The following is a 15,859-nucleotide window of genomic DNA, read 5'->3' as shown; positions in this document are numbered from 1 at the left end:
CAACCGGACCCGCTCAGCCGTCGCCCAGTTCGATCTCGCCGGTCACGACATGTTCGAACGTTTGGCCGTCGATCGTCAGGACCACGCGCGCGGGCAAGGTCCCGCTGGTCAGGCCGGAATCGCGGACATGCGCTTCCAGCGCCTGCTGCGAGGTCACGCCGACCTGCTTCAGGAACTTGCGCAAGGACATGTTGAAGGTTTCGTTGTCCATCTGGTCGTTTCCTTGTGTGGCGGGCCAAGAGCGAAGCCGTCTGGCTTCGCAAAATGATTCAACCCGTTGTCATTCCGATTCCGCTTTTTGCTGCAAGTTGCTGATCAGTCGACCAGAACAAGCTCGACATGCAGTTCCCTTCCGTCGCGGCGAAGGGTCAGCCGGCCCCGCGCATCCGCACGCTCCATCCGCCCGCGCAGCGCGGCAACCGTGCGCACGGGCCAGCCGTCGATCGCAAGGAGCACATCCCCCGCACGCAGCCCCGCACGCGCAGCCGGCCCGTTGGCCACCACATCCACGATTGCCAGGCCCGGACGCTCCGGACCAAGAGGGGTAGCACGCAGACGTGCGCCAAGCGACCTGCGCGCGGACCGCTCGGCCCGCGCGGCAGCCACCACCCGTTGGGCCAGCGAGGCGGAGACCGCAAAATTGACCCCGATGTCGCCGTCCCCGGACTTCGTGTAGATCGCGGACAACAGACCGACCAGCCGTCCGCGCCCATCGACAAGGGCACCGCCGCTGGTGCCCGGATTGACCGCCGCGTCGGTTTGCAGGAAGTCCTCGATGGCGTTGAAGCCGATGCCGCCGCGTCCCTGCGCCGAGATCACGCCGCAACTGACCGAAACACCGAGACCGAAGGCATTTCCGATGGCGCAGACGCGCGTGCCGGGTTCGGGATCGCGCGTGGCGAGGGTGAGCCCCTCACCCGACACCGAACCGGCAAGCGACGCGCTCAAAACGGCCAGATCGGTCTCGGGATCGCGAAACAGGATTTTTGCCGCGACGACCCTCCCGTCCTCAAGGCGCAACCTCGCGCTCGTCGCCCGCCCGAGCACATGATCGGCCGTCAACAAGAGCCCATCGGGCGCGAGGCGAACGGCGGATCCCTCCGGCTCGTCCGGATTGACCGCCCCGTCCGGCCAATCCGGCAAGAGGGCGACGACCTGGCCGCGCGCGGCGGAAAGGCTCTCAAGCGCGGCGGCTGGGCGGACAGGCGCATCGAGACCGTCGGCCGCCCGCGCGCCCGCAACCGCCGACATGCCCAGTCCCATGGCAATCGCCAGGCCGAAACCGACCGGCCTCATCCGCCGGGCATAATCGGACAACGGCGCGATCAATTCCTCTCGCCGGACGACAGGCGCACGGCCCCCGGCGTGCTGGTCGTGTAGACCGATGCGGCGGAGTAATCCAGGCCGCGGGTCAGCACGGCCCAGGACCCGACCCCGATCACCGCGACCGCAATGACCGCTGCAACGAACGCCTTCATTTTGCCTTTTCCTTCTCGGCTTGCGACGGCCCCCCTTGCGGCGCCGTCGCCTGTTTCAGAAACCGCACCAGCGCATTGCGCTCCTCGACGCTCTTGAGGCGCTGGATCGGCATTTTCGTCCCCGGCGTGACAACGTCCGGGCCGTGATCGAAGAGGTCGGAGATCGTCTTCTCCGTCCAGGTGAAGTCCGCCTCCAGAAGCGCCTGCGAGTAGGGATACCCCGGCAGGCTGCCGACCTTGCGACCGAACACGCCGTAAAGCGTTGGACCCGCACGGTTGCCGTCATCCGGGGTCAGCGTATGGCAGACCGAGCACTTTCGGGCGAATTGCAGCGCGCCCGGGTCGTCCGTGTCGGCGACCTGGAAGCGGCGCGGAAACGAACTCTCCACCGGTTCGAACGGCTTGCGCGGCGCGATCTGCCACGCGTTCACATGATCGTCGAGCCCGGCGTAGAAGGCGACCGCCCTGTCACCCGTCAGCGCCATGCCCCAGACAGGGCCATAGGGGTTTTCATAGCGTTCGATAAGCTCCCAGGCCCTGGCATCATAGACGCGGATCTGCCCGTCGCCACCGCCACTGGCCAGCAGGCCGCCGTCGCCGGAAAGCGCCAGCGCCAGAACCGGACGCTCGTGACGGGCAAGCTGCTTGGCGATCTCCCCGCTGGCGATGTCGACAACCGCGACCGTTCCGTCGGTCGCGCCGAAGGCGATTTCCTTGCCGCCCGCCATGAGTTTCAGAACGTTGATGCCCCAGCCGTGAACATGCACCTCCCTGAGAAGCGCACCGTCACGGCGGGCGAACGAGCGGATGACCCCGTCGGACGATCCGGTGAAAACCGTTTCCGCATCGGGGGAGAAGGCCACCGCGTTGACGTTGTTGCGATGGCCGGTCAATCGTCCGGCCGGAACGAGTGCGCCATTGCGAACCTCGAAGAGATGCGCGCTGCGATCCCATGAGGCCACCGCCACATGGCGCCCGGAGGCCGACACGGCGAGCGAGAGCATCTTGTCGTCGCCGGTATCGACACGCGACAGCACCGCCCCGTCAGCGAGATCCCAGAGCAGCACCGCACCGTCGTCGCCGACAGAGACGGCGGTGGTGTCCCCCGGCAGGAAGCGGGCGTCGTTCACCGCAGCATCGTGCCCGATCAGGCGCTTCGAGGGATGAGACTGTCCGTTGGACAGGTCCCAGAGGATCACGGAGTAGTCGAAGGATGCCGTCAGGGCCTGCCGCTCGTCCGCAGAGAGCGTCACGGATTTCACCGGGCCGCCATGGCCGGCCAGCCGCTCGGGCCAGCCGGAGGCCGCCGCCGCACCGCAGAGCGCGGCGGCAACCAGGATGGCAAGACCTGCGAGACGCCGCAGCACGGTGCCTACCCGGCAGGCTGAGGGGTCGCAGCGGCATCGGACTTGCCCGTGCCGCCCTGACGCGAAAGCACCTCCTCGACCCAGAGCGAATGGTGCTCCTTGGCCCAGTTCAGGTCGACCTCACCCGATCCCATGGCATCGAAAGCCCCCTCCATGCCGATCGAGCCGATGTAGATATGGGCGATGATGACGCAGACCAGGAACACGCTCATGATCGAATGCCAGAGCGTTGCGAGCTGTTGCTCCTGCAGCACCGACAAGCCGGCGGGCAGGCTCGTTCCGAAGACGGAATTGACGACCTCGAAGGTGCCGCCGAAGAAATGCGTCGTATAGGGAAACAGCAGCGACCAGCCGGAAACCGACACCGAAAGACCGCCGAGGATCGTCAGCCAGAAAATCATCTTCTGGCCGGCATTGAACTTCTTCGCCGGCGGATGCAGGTTTTTGGAGAACAGGCCGCCGGCCTGAAAGATCCACTTGATATCGGTGCGATCCGGCAGGTTGTGACGGACCCACATGATGAAGATCATCGCCAGTCCCGCCATGAAGGCGAAGGCGAGATAATTGTGCAGGTACTTGCCCACCATCGTGAGCCAGCCGAACGCATCCGCCCCGATCACCGGCAAAAACACATAGCGGCCGTACATCACGTTGAGGCCCGTCAGCGCAAGGATGACGAAGGACGACGCCAGCAGCCAGTGGCCGAAGCGCTCCACCCCGGCAAAGCGGGTGATGGTCTTGTCGCTGCGCCCGTGCTCGATCCTGATCCGCCCGCGAATGGCGAAGAACAGGCACAGCACAACGACAATCCCCAGCAATGCCCAGCTGGCATAAAGCGCGATGGGCCCATTGCGAAGCGAGCGCCAAAGCTCGCCCTCCGACTGGATCAGCGTCGCGGATTTTTCATCCTGAATAGCGACGGTGCCGGCATCGCCCTGCCGCACGGCCCGCCAGAAATCCGAATCGGAGGATCCGCCAAGCGTGTTGCCGGGAACCCGTCCGTCGATGGGCACCTCGCTTTCGACCGGGGGCGCCGTCCCCTGCTGGGCCCCGGCGGGAGCGGACAGCGTCACGGCGACCGCGGCAACCAGCAAAAGCGCGCCGGCCCCGGTCATGACCCCGCGCGCGCGGGCCCCCAGGCGGCTCAGGAATTCATTCGCGATCATGACCATCGTTCACTCTCCCGCCGACATGACGCCGGACTTACTGGACTTCATCCGATACGAGGACTGTCTTGCCTCGCCATCAGCGGCGACCGCACTCAAAAGCGCTGCCGGTCCGCGCGCTGTCGCAACGCGCGCCGGTCCGCCTCGCTCAGTACCTGGTCCGGTGCACCCCGATAGACACCTTTTTCAAGGGTCAACGGCCGGTTCTGCTCGTCTTCGCGACATCCGGCCAGCGCCGAAAGCGCAACCACCGAAAAAGCGACCACCGCAAACGTCCGATTTCCCGATCTCACATCCAAACTCCTTGCCCTCACGCCAATGCCGGCCGCACGCCTCGTCGTGCGGTGCCACTGACCGAGCTTTCTCACTGCCCGAACCCGCCGCCGCCCGGGTCTTCGGCCGGGTCGAACTCCGGCGCCACGGCGCGGGCCAATCCTTCGGAATACCGAGCGAACCCGACGCTATCCGTAGAACACCGTATGTCTTATCGCATTCCAGACCTTTTGCCACCGGACAGACGCTCAAAGGTCTGAAATTCCGGCCACAAGACCCTGCGCTGTGTCGTGCTTGACGTCCCGGCGGGCTCCGCGGCGGTCGCACAGCCCGCATGGCGTCACGCGGGAGGGTGCTTTCGCGAGGAACCACCATCACTGGCCGGGACTGTCGTCCAAGCCACGGACGTCCGGATCACAGACGACAAAGGCGGCCGATGGCCGCCTTTGCCGGTTTCGTTTCAGGCGGCCAGCGTCAGAGGCTGCCGGCCTTCTGCTCATAGGCCGTGCCCCATCCCCAGGCGCCGCTGCCGAAGCCGCGGGCGACGACGCGCTCGCGGTAGATCGCGGAGACGACATCGCCGTCACCTGCGAGCAGCGCCTTGGTCGAACACATTTCCGCACAGAGCGGCAGCTTGCCCTCTGCCAGGCGGTTGCGCCCGTATTTGGCGTATTCGGCCGAGGAGTTGTTGGCTTCCGGACCGCCGGCGCAGAAGGTGCACTTGTCCATCTTGCCGCGCGACCCGAAGTTGCCGGCCTGCGGATACTGCGGCGCGCCGAAGGGGCACGCATAAAAGCAGTAGCCGCAACCGATGCACAGGTCCTTGGAGTGGAGAACCACCCCCTCGGCCGACTCGTAGAAGCAGTCGACCGGGCAGACCGCCATGCAGGGCGCATCCGAGCAGTGCATGCAGGCGACAGAGATCGAGCGTTCGCCCGGCTTGCCGTCCTGGATCGTCACCACACGGCGACGATTGATGCCCCACGGCACCTCATGCTCGTTCTTGCAAGCTGTCACGCAGGCATTGCATTCGATGCAGCGCTCGGCGTCACAGAGGAATTTCATCCGTGCCATGATCTATCCCCCTTACGCCGCGCGCTCGATGCGGCACAGCGTGGCCTTGGTTTCCTGCATCTGGGTGACCGAATCGTAGCCATAGGTCTGGGCCGTGTTGGTGGCCTCGCCCAGGACGTACGGATCCGCACCCTTCGGATATTTGTGCCTCTGGTCTTCACCCTGGAAGTGCCCGCCGAAGTGGAAGGGCATGAAGGCAACGCCGGAGCCGACACGTTCGGTCACCAGAGCCATGACCTTCACCTTGCCGCCTTCCGGACCGTGCACCCAGACCATCTGGCCATCGCGAACGCCGAGATTGTTGGCGTCACGCGTGTTGATCTCGACGAACATGTCCTGCTGCAGTTCGGCCAGCCACGGATTGGACCGCGTCTCGTCGCCGCCGCCCTCGTACTCCACCAGGCGTCCCGAGGTGAGAATGATCGGGAAGTCCTTGGAGAAGTCGTTTTCCTGGATCGACTTGTAGCGGGTGGGGACGCGCCAGAAGGTCTTGTCCTCATAGGTCGCATACTTGTCGAGCAGGTCGCGGCGGTTGGTGTAGAGCGGTTCGCGATGCACCGGCACCGGATCCGGGAAGGTCCACACGACCGCACGGGCCTTGGCGTTGCCATAAGGAGCGCAGCCGTGCTTGATCGCCACGCGCTGGATGCCGCCCGAAAGGTCGGTCTTCCAGTTCGTGTTCTCGCCGGCGACCGCGTCGATGGCGGAGCGTTCCTCGTCGGTCAGATCCCCGTCCCAGCCGAGCTTCTGAAGCATGGCCATGGTGAACTCGGGATATCCGTCCTCGATCTCCGACCCGGTCGGCCAGGAGGATTCGGCGAGCAGGTTGTCACCGTCCTTTTCCACGCCGAAGCGGGCGCGGAAGCCCATGCCGCCTTCGGAAACCGGAAGCGATGTGTTGTAGAGGACGGCGGACCCGGGATGGTTCATCTCCGCCGTGCCCCAGCACGGCCACGGCAGACCGTAGAAGTCGCCATCGGCCGGGCCGCCGATCGCACGCAACGTGGTGCGGTCGAAGGTGTGCTGGTTTTCCATGTGCAGCTTGAGCCGCTCCGGCGACTGGCCGGTGTAGCCGATGGTCCACATGCCGCGGTTGAACTCGCGCGTCACATCCTCGATCAGCGGCTCGTTGCCATTGACCTCGATGTTCTTGAACATCGCGTCCGCGAAACCGAACTTCTTGGCCAGAAGGTAGGTGATCTCGTGGTCCGTCTTGCTCTCGAACAGCGGCTCGACGACCTTCTCGCGCCACTGAAGCGACCGGTTGGACGCCGTGACCGAGCCATAGGTCTCGAACTGGGTCGTCGCCGGCAGCAGATAGACGCCGTCCTTGCGGTCATGCATCACCGCCGACATGGTCGGGAACGGATCGATGATGACCAGAAGGTCGAGCTTCTCCATCGCCTTCTTCATGTCGGGCAGACGGGTCTGCGAGTTCGGCGCATGGCCCCAGAACACCATCGCGCGGGTGTTGTCCGGCTGTTCCAGGTTCGCCTTGTCCTCAAGAACGCCGTCGATCCAGCGCGAAACCGGAATACCGGTCTCGTGCATCATCGCGACGTCCTTGCCGTCGGGGCCCTTCATCGTCGCGAACCGCGCTGCAATGTCCTCGAACGGAACGTCCCAGACGCGCGCCCAATGCTTCCACGAGCCTTCCGCAAGGCCGTAATAGCCCGGCAGCGTGTCGGCAAGCACACCCAGATCGGTCGCACCCTGGACGTTGTCATGGCCGCGGAAGATATTCGTCCCGCCGCCTTCCTTGCCCATGTTGCCGAGCGCGAGCTGCAGGATGCAGTAGGCGCGGGTGTTGTTGTTGCCGTTGGTGTGCTGCGTTCCGCCCATGCACCAGATCACGGTGCCCGGACGGTTGTTGGCCAGCGTGCGCGCGACGCGCTTGAGCTGCGACCCCGGCACGCCCGTGACACGCTCGGTTTCTTCCGGCGTCCACTTGGCAACCTCGGCGCGGATCTCGTCCATGCCCCAGACGCGCTGGCGAATGTACTCGCGGTCTTCCCAGCCGTTCTCGAAGATATGCCAGAGAAGGCCCCACACGAGCGCAACGTCCGATCCCGGACGGAAGCGGACATACTCGGAGGCATGCGCCGCGGTGCGCGTGAAGCGCGGATCGCAGACGATCAGCGGCGCGGCGTTTTCTTCCTTGGCCTTGAGAACATGCAGCAGCGAGACGGGGTGCGCCTCGGCCGGGTTCCCGCCAATGATGAAGATCGCGCGGCTGTTGTGGATGTCATTGTAGGAGTTCGTCATCGCACCGTAGCCCCAGGTGTTTGCAACACCTGCGACCGTGGTGGAGTGACAGATACGAGCCTGGTGGTCGACGTTGTTCGTGCCCCAGAAGGCCGCGAACTTGCGCACCAGATACGCCTGCTCGTTGCTGTGCTTGGCAGAGCCCAGCCAGTAAACGCTGTCGGGGCCGCTTTCCTCGCGGATCTGCAGCATCTGGTCGCCGACTTCCTCGATCGCCTGATCCCAGGAGATCCGCTCCCACTTGCCGTCGACCATCTTGGTCGGATATTTCAGCCGGCGCTCGCCATGGGCGTGCTCACGCACCGACGCGCCCTTGGCGCAATGTGCGCCGAGATTGAACGGACTGTCGAAGCCGGGTTCCTGCCCCGTCCACACACCGTCCTGAACCTCGGCAAGCACCGTGCAGCCCACCGAGCAGTGCGTGCAGACGGTCTTCTTGATCTCGGCTGCAGCAGCCGTCGGCCCTGCGGCCTCGGCCTTGCGAACCATGCCACCTGTCAGCGCTCCGGCCGCCGCAAGGCCCCCAGCCGCAAGCCCGGATCGGCGCAAGAACGTCCGACGATCCATCGCGCTGGCCCCCATGGCCTCCACGGCGGATGTCAACCGGGTGCGACGGGCGATTGCGCTCGTCTTTTTCCTCAGCATCTCGTTTCTCCCTCAATCGCGCCCGGCATTCAGCGATGTGCCTGCGCGTGGGACCTCGTATCCGTGTCGATCCGAAGTCTGCGAAAATCGCCGTCTCGTCCGATTTCGCGGGCGGGATCGGGCGTGTCCATGTCCCGTCGTCAGAAGCGCGCGGACTTGTAGAATGTCTTCACGTGCTCGGTTTCGCGATAACCGGCCGCGGTCTCGGGAAGTGCCTCGTCGGCAACCGCTTCGCCGGCCACGAGGGTCGCCGACCCGGCAACCGCACCCAGACCCGCGAGCTTCAGGAAACTGCGCCGATCCGCTTCCACCGCTGTATCTTTCCGTCTCATGTCACTCTCCTAGGTTCATAACCGGACCCGGGTCCGCATCTTTCGTTCGATCGTTCAGGTCCGCGACCCGCGACCGTCGGTCATACCGCGCCGCGCCGTTGCTCAAACAGCGCATCCGCATGTTCTTCCAGATCAATGAACACCTGCCCCAGCCGGCCGAGCGCCGGATAGACCGCCCCCGCGCCGGTTGCTGCAAGGTCCTTGAAGAAATACGGCGCCCAGCTCGCCAGATGAGCCCTGAAGAAACGCGACGACGTTGCCGGCACCCCGTCGCCGAAATCGCCCTCGATCAGGCCCGCCATCATCTGGCAAAGCGCGGCAATGTGATCCTCGGGTTCCTTGACGTCGGGATCGCGCTCGATCCCGAGCCGGCGCATGTCCTGCCGCAGCAGCGCAAGCGGCTTCTCGTTCAAGAACCCGGTCAGATAATAGGATCCGTAGGGAACCAGCTCGCCGCGCCCCACCCCGATGAAGAGATCGTGATAATTGCGCCCGAGGCTCTCGGGGTCGGCTTGCGCCGCGGCAGACGCGAGACCGGCAATCGCGTCGGCAAGATCGTCTCCGCCGCCGCTCAGACCGGAGACGACATCGAGCCAGTCCTGACCGACAGGCCCCTGAAGGCCGCTCGCCAAAAGGCCGTAGAGCGCGACCCGGTCGCGGTCTTCCGGGCACACGACCGCGTCGCGACCCTGGTCGCGCGCATCGATGCGGTCATCTTGAGCTTTGTCGGCCATGTCCCTGCCAGCAAGCGAAACTCTATCTGCCGTCATTCAGGCATTCTCCTAGGCGGTGAAGATAACGGGGCGAGCCAAACTGTTGCAAATGAATTCAGTTTTGCGTCGCCAACTGCAATATCGGACAAAGTTCGGATAAATTTCCCGACCGATACACAAAACAACACCAAAAACATGAAATCACATAAAATGACCGCCCAAGGGATACTGCGTTGCAGCATTTATTGCGCGTTTTACCCCATCCGCGATCCCGCTCGAACCACGAAACCCGACGCCAATCTTGCCCGCCCGCAAAAAGCTGATTTTTCCCCGAAACTTATTGCCGTCAAATGGCATAGACTTTGGTCTATGATGCGGGCCGTTCGATGCGGGTATCCGGGCGGACCGATTCGGATCGGCGGGTTGTTTGTCGCGGGGCATGAAAACGGGCGCCGCAATCGGCGCGACGCCCTTTTCAACCCTGGCCCGGACCGGCTTCAGCTCTCGAAGACGATCTTCGGGGCGGCGCGCTCGCCGCCCTCCTTGTGACGTTCGACCTCGGCCCAGACCTTTGCGGCGATGTCCTTGTAAACGCGGGCGTGAGGTCCGTCCGGGTCGGTCACCGTCACGGGCGTGCCGGCGTCGGACGTCTCGCGGATCGCCATGTCGAGCGGCACCTCGCCGAGGAAGGGAACGCCGAGCTTTTCGGCTTCCGCGCGGGCGCCGCCATGTCCGAAGATGTCGTGGCGCCCGCCACAATCGGGACACAGGAAATAGCTCATGTTCTCCACGATCCCGAGCAGCGGCACATCCACCCGGCGGAACATGTTCAGCCCCTTGCGGGCGTCGATCAGCGCGAGGTCCTGCGGCGTCGACACGATCACCGCGCCGGCGAGCGGCACATTCTGCGCCATCGTCAGCTGCGCGTCGCCGGTTCCCGGCGGCATGTCCACGACCAGAACGTCGAGATCGCCCCAGGCGACCTCGCGCAGCATCTGGGTGATGGCCGAAATTACCATCGGACCGCGCCAGATCATCGGGGTTTCCTCTTCCACCAGGAAGCCCATCGACATCACCTTGATGCCATAGCCTTCGAGCGGTTTGAGGATGCGGCCCGAGACGGGTTCCGGGCGGCCGGTCACGCGGAACAGGCGCGGAATGGACGGCCCGTAGATGTCGGCATCGAGCACTCCGACCTTCAGGCCGTTCGCCTGCAGCGCCAGCGCCAGATTGCAGGTCGTCGTCGACTTGCCGACCCCGCCCTTGCCGGAGGCGACCGCGATGATGGCCTTCACGCCGGGAACGCCGGGCTTCTCGCCTCCTCCGCCCGCGGCGGCCTTGGCCCGCCCCTGCATCGGCGGCGGAACGCTGGCCGCCTCGCCGGTCTTGGGCGCCGGGCGCACGGGCGGCGGGGTCGGCGCCGGGCCGGTGCCCTGCCCCTTTTCCGAGGTCAGTGCCGCCAGAACCTTGTCGACCCCGGGCAGCTTGGCCACCACCTTCTCGGCGGCCTGGCGCAATGGCTCCAGCTCTTCCGCGCGCTCCGCCGGAACGGTTATGGAAAAGATCACCCGCCCCTCGGAGATGAACACATCCGACACAAGTCCGAGCGATACAATATCGTCCTTCAGATCCGGCCCCTTGACCTTCGCCAGTTCGGCGAGGACGTCCTCACGCGTCGGCATTGCATCTCCCTTTTTCTTCCAGAACATCATTTCAAACCCGTACCCGAAACCGATGCCGGGAACGTAAGGTGATCGGGGTAAAGGTCAATCGCCAAATCCGGCCGAGGCCGTCGCAGCGGACCGTTCGCGTTCACGCAACCTGTCACAAGTTTCACAAATTTTGAGACAAGTTTTCGCAGAATTTGTCGATATTGCGCGTCGAATTAACGAAATCGCCAGTGCTCGGCGACCACAGTGGGCGGCAAGGGGCATGCTAAAACCACCGGAGTCAGGGCGATGACGCTCGAAGCGCTTTGCTACACCTGCGAGATCGACTGGACCGCGATCCGCACCCCCGCCGACGCGGAAATCGAACGGGCCCTGTCCCGCGCCCGCCGCCTCAATCGCCTCAACGGCGTCACCGGCGCGATCCTCCTCTACCCAGACCGTCTGGTGCAATGGCTGGAGGGAAGCGCCAACGGGCTCACCGACAGCCTGGAGTGCGCCCGCCGCGACCGGCGATTGCGCGGACCGATCGAGATCCTGTGCAAGGGGGATGTCGAAACCCGCCTGTTCGGCCAATGCTGGCTGTATTTCGCTGACTATCGCAATGACGCAGATCGCCCCGACGGGCTTCTCGGCGCGCTTGGGCATGGTACGGCAACGGTCTCCTGCGGGGAGCTTCGACGTGAATTGCGCACGGTTGCAGCGCATCTCGAGCCGGCCCGCTACACGCATGCCGCCATGCTCGTGTGAGCTGGAAACGCGCCTCCCCGCAACCGGGTGCTTGCTGGCAAGTTAATGCAATTGCGCAATAATCCGCGCCGCTGATTACGGAAACCGAACGTCTGGCGTGTAGGGTCGTCCCACAACCTAGAACACCGGGACAGGCTCAGATGACCGTAACGCGGCTTTGCTATCGCAGCACGCTCGACTTTTCGAAAATGACACTTTCGCTGGACGACGAGATCGACCGGCTGCTGGCTTATGCGCGTGCGAACAATTCCCGCCAGGGCATCACGGGCGCCCTGCTGCTTGCCGGATCGACGTTCTTCCAGATCCTTGAAGGCGCGGATGTGGACGTACGCGAAACCTTCGCGCGGATCCGGGCGGATGATCGCCACAAGGATCTGGTGATAATCGACGAGCGCTCCGATTCGGAACGGCTGATGCCGGGCGAATGGCTGTTCTTCACCGACACGATGGATGCTTATGACGGTGTTCTGGCAAGTCTTTTCCTGCCGATTGCCAACACGCCCGATCTTGTCGGATACGACGATCTCGTCTCGGTGATGATGTTCAGCGCAACCCGGGTCCACCGCGGCTTCGAAACGCGCGACGTCATGCGCGCCTGATCCTTTCCCCCTGCAATCCGCACGTCGCACGGCGTCTCGCAGGCTCCCCCTTGCCAGCCCTCCGTCTCCTTCCATAGTTTGAAGCACCAGCGGCGTTCACGCCTTGGCCGGAAGGACACAGCCTTGACCCTATCGAATGCCCCCGCGCCCCGTTTGCCCGACTTTCACATCCGGCCGGATCCCGACGACGCACGTCTGTCGGAGGCCGTTGCCGGCACCGACCAGGACGGCAGGCGCGTCGACCTCAGAGTCGTGAGCGAGCGCGCGCTCACGCTCTTCCTGAATGCGCAGGAGATCGTCACAATGATGACGATCGGAGACCGCCCGGACCTGCTCGCGGTGGGCTATCTCATCAACCAGAACATGCTGCGTCCGGATGACATCATCACAGGGATCGACCACGACGAGGACCTGGAGATCGTCGTCGTGCGCACCGAGCGGGCGACCGACTACGAAGAGAAGATGAAAAAGAAGGTGCGCACCTCCGGCTGCGCGCAGGGCACCGTCTTCGGCGACGTGATGGACCGCTTCGACGAGATCGAACTGGCCCCCGACGCCCGGATCCACACCTCCTGGCTTTACGCACTGACCAAGAAGATCAACACCCAGCCGTCGCTCTATCTCACCGCCGGCGCCATCCACGGCTGCGTGCTGTGCCAGGAAGACCGGGCCGTTGCCTACATGGAAGACGTCGGACGCCACAATGCGGTCGACAAGATCGCCGGCTGGATGTGGCTCAACAATGTGCCGGCCGCCGACAAGATCTTCTATACGACCGGCCGTCTCACGTCCGAAATGGTGATCAAGACCGCGATGATGGGCATTCCGATCCTGGTGTCGCGCTCCGGTTTCACCGCCTGGGGCGTGGAGCTCGCCCGCAAGGTCGGACTGACGCTGATCGGCCGCGCGCGCGGCCAGCGGTTCGTGGTGCTCTCAGGCACGGAGCGTGTCGTCTTCGACATGGACGCGAAAGACGCAGAGCCAGAGGAATCGAAGCACCGCCGCAAGGGTTCCAAGGCCATGGAAAGCAACGCATGACGGTCCCCGCTCTCGTTGGATGCATTCTTGCCGGAGGTCTCGCACGCCGGATGGGCGGCGGCGACAAGCCGCTGCTGACCCTGGACGGTCAACCGATGCTGTCGCATGTCATCGCCCGACTTGCGCCGCAGGTCGAGGCGATGATGCTGAACGCCAATGGCGACCCGGCCCGTTTTCAGACGTTCGGGCTTCCCGTCGCGCCCGACCCGATCGAGGGGTTCGCCGGCCCGCTTGCCGGCGTGCTCGCGGGCCTGACCTGGGCGCGGGCACACGCCCCGCAGGCCGAGGGAATCGTCACTGTCGCGGGAGACACGCCCTTCTTCCCGCGCGACCTCGTCGCCACCCTGCTGGCTGCGCGCGGCAGCGATCCGGACACGATCGTGCTGGCGCGGTCGGGCGGCCACATGCATCCCGTCTTCGGCTACTGGCCGCTGTCCTGCGCGGAGGATCTCGACGCATTCCTGACGGAAGGCACCACACGCAAGGTGCTGGCCTTCGTCGACCGGCACCCGAATGCGGCGGCGGAGTTCGACACCGGCCCGGACGGGCGCGATCCCTTCTTCAACATCAACACGCCGGACGACCTGCGTGCGGCGGAAAAGGCGGAAGCCCTGCGATGAGCGGTCTGGACACACCGGTTTTCGGCATCACCGGCTGGAAGAACTCCGGCAAGACCACGCTGGTCGTACGCCTCGTTGCGGAATTCACCGCGCGCGGCTTCCGTGTCTCCACCGTCAAGCACGCCCATCACGCTTTCGATGTCGACCGCGAGGGAACCGACAGCCATCGTCACCGCACGGCGGGCGCAAGCGAGGTCGCCCTGGTCTCGGGGCGCCGGTGGGCGCTGATGCACGAATTGCGCGACGACGACGAGCCCCCACTCCCGGACATTCTCGCCAGGCTCTCGCCCTGCGATCTCGTCCTGATCGAGGGATACAAGCGCGAGGCCCATCCCAAGATCGAGGCCCGCCGGGCCGATGCCCGCCAGCAGACGCCGCTGGCGCCTGAAGACCCGCAGATCCTCGCCATTGCGACCGACGGCGCCCTCCCGGCCGGCGGATTGCCGATTTTCGATCTCGACGACATTCCGGCAATCGCGGATTTCATCGCCGCGCATTGCAGTCTCAAACAGCCAGGGAAAGCCCGCGATGCCGTCCTCTAGGCGCCTGATCGACGACTGTTTTCTGCACGACAAGGACCGGCTGCGCCACCAAGAGGCGCTGGAGATCCTCAAATCGCGGGTATCACCGGTGTCGGGGAAAGAAACCGTGCCACTCGCGCAGGCTGCCGGCCGCATTCTGGCCGAAGCGGTCGTCGCGCCACACGATGTGCCGGGCGCGGACAACGCCGCCGTGGACGGCTACGTCTTTTGCCACGCGGATCATGCGGAAACGGGCGGCTTCTTCCTGCTTCAGACCCGCATCGCCGCCGGCCATCCGGTCGAGACGCCGCTGCGCCCCGGCGCGGCGGCGCGCATCTTCACCGGAGCGCTGATCCCGCCGGGCGCGGACACCGTCGCCATGCAGGAGGACTGCGAAACGCACGCGCAGGACGGCCAGTCCTTCGTGATCGTGCCGCAGGGGCTCAAGCCGGGTGCAAACCGGCGCCGGGCCGGCGAAGACCTCACGGCCGGCACCGAGATCGTCGTCCCGGGCACGCGGCTGCGTCCGCAGGACCTTGCCGCCATCGCCTCAACCGGGATGGCGCAAGTGCCGGTCCATATGCCCGTTCGCGTCGCGCTGATGTCGACCGGCGACGAGATCCGCAGACCCGGGGAGAGCCTTCCCCCCGGCGGGGTCTACGACAGCAACCACTTTCTCCTGCGCGCCTTGCTGGAAGAAATCGGTGCATCCGTCACCGATTACGGCGTTCTGGCGGATGACGCCGACACCCTGCAGGCCACCCTGTCGCAGGCGGCGGCGTCGCATGACGCGATCCTTACGACGGGCGGCGCGTCACGGGGCGAGGAGGACCACATGGTCACGGCCCTCGACACGCTCGGCAGCCGGCACATGTGGCAATTGGCGATCAAGCCCGGCCGTCCGATGAGCTTCGGCCAGATCGGCGACTGCGTGACGCTCGGGCTTCCCGGCAATCCGGTGGCCGCGATGATCTGTTTTCTCCTCTATGTGCGGCCGGTCCTGTCGGTTCTCGGCGGCGGCGCCTTTCTCGAGCCGCGTCGCTTCCAGATCCCGGCGAATTTCGCGGTGGCCGCCAAGAAACCTGACCGGCGGGAATTCTACCGGGGCATTCTCGAGCGCGATTCCGACGGACGCACCGTCGTTCGCAAGTTCGACCGGGACGGCTCGGGCCTCATCACCGGGCTTCGCGAGGCCGATGGCCTGATCGAGATCCCCGAGGCTGCGACCGAGGTGACCGAGGGTCAGCTTGTGGATTTTCTTCCCTTTGCCGAATTCGGCCTGAGCCCGCGTTGAGGCGGCTCGGCGGGGCTGGGGAAATCGCGACGTAAACCTGTTGAAATCCGGACGAAT

Annotated in this window: 17 protein-coding genes; 7 read left to right on the top strand and 10 right to left on the bottom strand. The window is 65.0% G+C overall.

The annotated features are described in order from the left end of the window. Positions 1–13: 13 nt before the first annotated feature. The 9 genes from G572_RS0100370 to G572_RS21780 form a co-directional block, all read right to left on the bottom strand. A complete protein-coding gene (locus tag G572_RS0100370) occupies positions 14–211 on the bottom strand; it encodes a DUF6494 family protein (RefSeq protein WP_029056792.1) in 198 nt (65 codons plus the stop codon). A 104-nt stretch (positions 212–315) separates the two neighbouring features. After that, positions 316–1,317 carry a S1C family serine protease gene (locus G572_RS21795; RefSeq protein WP_208978986.1) on the bottom strand — a complete coding sequence of 334 codons (1,002 nt, stop codon included), beginning with the start codon at positions 1,315–1,317 and terminating at the stop codon, positions 316–318. 8 nt (positions 1,318–1,325) lie between these two features. Beyond that, positions 1,326–1,478: a hypothetical protein gene (locus G572_RS26125; RefSeq protein WP_156884429.1), complete on the bottom strand. Its 153-nt coding sequence runs from the start codon at positions 1,476–1,478 to the stop codon at positions 1,326–1,328. Beyond that, the gene (locus G572_RS21790) at positions 1,475–2,845 is read right to left on the bottom strand and encodes a c-type cytochrome (RefSeq protein ID WP_208978985.1); all 1,371 of its coding nucleotides are present in this window, start codon (positions 2,843–2,845) and stop codon (positions 1,475–1,477) included. Before G572_RS21790 ends, G572_RS26125 begins: the two co-directional genes overlap by 4 nt. A gap of 5 nt (positions 2,846–2,850) precedes the next feature. Continuing rightward, entirely contained in the window at positions 2,851–4,017 is a 1,167-nt protein-coding gene (locus G572_RS21785; RefSeq protein WP_208978984.1) for a formate dehydrogenase subunit gamma, read from the bottom strand. A 741-nt stretch (positions 4,018–4,758) separates the two neighbouring features. Beyond that, entirely contained in the window at positions 4,759–5,358 is a 600-nt protein-coding gene (gene fdh3B / locus G572_RS0100340) for a formate dehydrogenase FDH3 subunit beta (RefSeq protein WP_029056791.1), read from the bottom strand. A gap of 12 nt (positions 5,359–5,370) precedes the next feature. After that, complete coding sequence (locus G572_RS0100335) at positions 5,371–8,268, bottom strand: formate dehydrogenase subunit alpha (RefSeq protein WP_029056790.1); 2,898 nt, start codon at positions 8,266–8,268, stop codon at positions 5,371–5,373. 140 nt (positions 8,269–8,408) lie between these two features. After that, complete coding sequence (locus tag G572_RS0100330) at positions 8,409–8,600, bottom strand: twin-arginine translocation signal domain-containing protein (RefSeq protein ID WP_029056789.1); 192 nt, start codon at positions 8,598–8,600, stop codon at positions 8,409–8,411. 80 nt (positions 8,601–8,680) lie between these two features. After that, a complete protein-coding gene (locus tag G572_RS21780; RefSeq protein ID WP_084649805.1) occupies positions 8,681–9,334 on the bottom strand; it encodes a TorD/DmsD family molecular chaperone in 654 nt (217 codons plus the stop codon). Between G572_RS21780 and G572_RS26120 the strand changes: the two genes are divergently transcribed. Beyond that, positions 9,317–9,862, top strand: a complete 546-nt coding sequence (locus G572_RS26120; protein WP_156884428.1) for a hypothetical protein — start codon at positions 9,317–9,319, stop codon at positions 9,860–9,862. The genes G572_RS21780 and G572_RS26120 overlap by 18 nt on opposite strands. On the opposite strand, the gene G572_RS0100320 is transcribed toward G572_RS26120, so the two are convergent. Then, entirely contained in the window at positions 9,811–10,995 is a 1,185-nt protein-coding gene (locus G572_RS0100320; RefSeq protein WP_029056788.1) for an Mrp/NBP35 family ATP-binding protein, read from the bottom strand. The two genes, G572_RS26120 and G572_RS0100320, sit on opposite strands and share 52 nt — an antisense overlap. 276 nt (positions 10,996–11,271) lie before the next feature. Here G572_RS0100320 and G572_RS21775 point away from each other — a divergent pair, with 276 nt between their 5' ends. The 6 genes from G572_RS21775 (at position 11,272) to G572_RS0100290 (ending at position 15,802) form a co-directional block, all read left to right on the top strand. After that, positions 11,272–11,730: a BLUF domain-containing protein gene (locus G572_RS21775; protein WP_051241383.1), complete on the top strand. Its 459-nt coding sequence runs from the start codon at positions 11,272–11,274 to the stop codon at positions 11,728–11,730. Between the two features lie 140 nt (positions 11,731–11,870). After that, on the top strand, positions 11,871–12,329 hold the full coding sequence (locus tag G572_RS25240) for a BLUF domain-containing protein (protein WP_051241382.1): 459 nt from the start codon (positions 11,871–11,873) through the stop codon (positions 12,327–12,329). Positions 12,330–12,452: 123 nt separating this feature from the next. Beyond that, positions 12,453–13,367 (top strand): formate dehydrogenase accessory sulfurtransferase FdhD, encoded by a 915-nt coding sequence (gene fdhD, locus G572_RS0100305; protein ID WP_169391265.1) that lies wholly within the window; start codon positions 12,453–12,455, stop codon positions 13,365–13,367. Next, the gene (mobA, locus tag G572_RS0100300; protein WP_029056786.1) at positions 13,364–13,987 is read left to right on the top strand and encodes a molybdenum cofactor guanylyltransferase MobA; all 624 of its coding nucleotides are present in this window, start codon (positions 13,364–13,366) and stop codon (positions 13,985–13,987) included. The genes fdhD and mobA overlap by 4 nt, the downstream gene beginning before the upstream one ends. Continuing rightward, the gene (gene mobB / locus G572_RS0100295) at positions 13,984–14,529 is read left to right on the top strand and encodes a molybdopterin-guanine dinucleotide biosynthesis protein B (protein ID WP_029056785.1); all 546 of its coding nucleotides are present in this window, start codon (positions 13,984–13,986) and stop codon (positions 14,527–14,529) included. The genes mobA and mobB overlap by 4 nt, the downstream gene beginning before the upstream one ends. Continuing rightward, on the top strand, positions 14,516–15,802 hold the full coding sequence (locus G572_RS0100290; protein ID WP_029056784.1) for a molybdopterin molybdotransferase MoeA: 1,287 nt from the start codon (positions 14,516–14,518) through the stop codon (positions 15,800–15,802). The genes mobB and G572_RS0100290 overlap by 14 nt, the downstream gene beginning before the upstream one ends. The last annotated feature ends 57 nt before the right edge of the window (positions 15,803–15,859 follow it).

The sequence above is a fragment of the Stappia stellulata DSM 5886 genome, assembly GCF_000423705.1.
Classification (GTDB): Bacteria; Pseudomonadota; Alphaproteobacteria; order Rhizobiales; family Stappiaceae; genus Stappia; species Stappia stellulata.
The sequence above is the reverse complement of the archived record's forward strand: the minus strand, read 5'-3'. Positions and strand labels throughout refer to the sequence as shown.

Excerpts from the sequence above, each read along its gene's own strand:
- G572_RS0100370 (WP_029056792.1), bottom strand. The coding sequence starts at position 211 with ATGGACAACGAAACCTTCAACATGTCCTTGCGCAAGTTCCTGAAGCAG.
- G572_RS26125 (WP_156884429.1), bottom strand. The coding sequence starts at position 1,478 with ATGAAGGCGTTCGTTGCAGCGGTCATTGCGGTCGCGGTGATCGGGGTC.
- G572_RS21785 (WP_208978984.1), bottom strand. The coding sequence starts at position 4,017 with ATGGTCATGATCGCGAATGAATTCCTGAGCCGCCTGGGGGCCCGCGCG.
- fdh3B (WP_029056791.1), bottom strand. The coding sequence starts at position 5,358 with ATGGCACGGATGAAATTCCTCTGTGACGCCGAGCGCTGCATCGAATGC.
- G572_RS0100335 (WP_029056790.1), bottom strand. The coding sequence starts at position 8,268 with ATGCTGAGGAAAAAGACGAGCGCAATCGCCCGTCGCACCCGGTTGACA.
- G572_RS0100330 (WP_029056789.1), bottom strand. The coding sequence starts at position 8,600 with ATGAGACGGAAAGATACAGCGGTGGAAGCGGATCGGCGCAGTTTCCTG.
- G572_RS21780 (WP_084649805.1), bottom strand. The coding sequence starts at position 9,334 with ATGGCCGACAAAGCTCAAGATGACCGCATCGATGCGCGCGACCAGGGT.
- G572_RS0100320 (WP_029056788.1), bottom strand. The coding sequence starts at position 10,995 with ATGCCGACGCGTGAGGACGTCCTCGCCGAACTGGCGAAGGTCAAGGGG.
- G572_RS21775 (WP_051241383.1), top strand. The coding sequence starts at position 11,272 with ATGACGCTCGAAGCGCTTTGCTACACCTGCGAGATCGACTGGACCGCG.
- G572_RS25240 (WP_051241382.1), top strand. The coding sequence starts at position 11,871 with ATGACCGTAACGCGGCTTTGCTATCGCAGCACGCTCGACTTTTCGAAA.
- mobA (WP_029056786.1), top strand. The coding sequence starts at position 13,364 with ATGACGGTCCCCGCTCTCGTTGGATGCATTCTTGCCGGAGGTCTCGCA.
- mobB (WP_029056785.1), top strand. The coding sequence starts at position 13,984 with ATGAGCGGTCTGGACACACCGGTTTTCGGCATCACCGGCTGGAAGAAC.
- G572_RS0100290 (WP_029056784.1), top strand. The coding sequence starts at position 14,516 with ATGCCGTCCTCTAGGCGCCTGATCGACGACTGTTTTCTGCACGACAAG.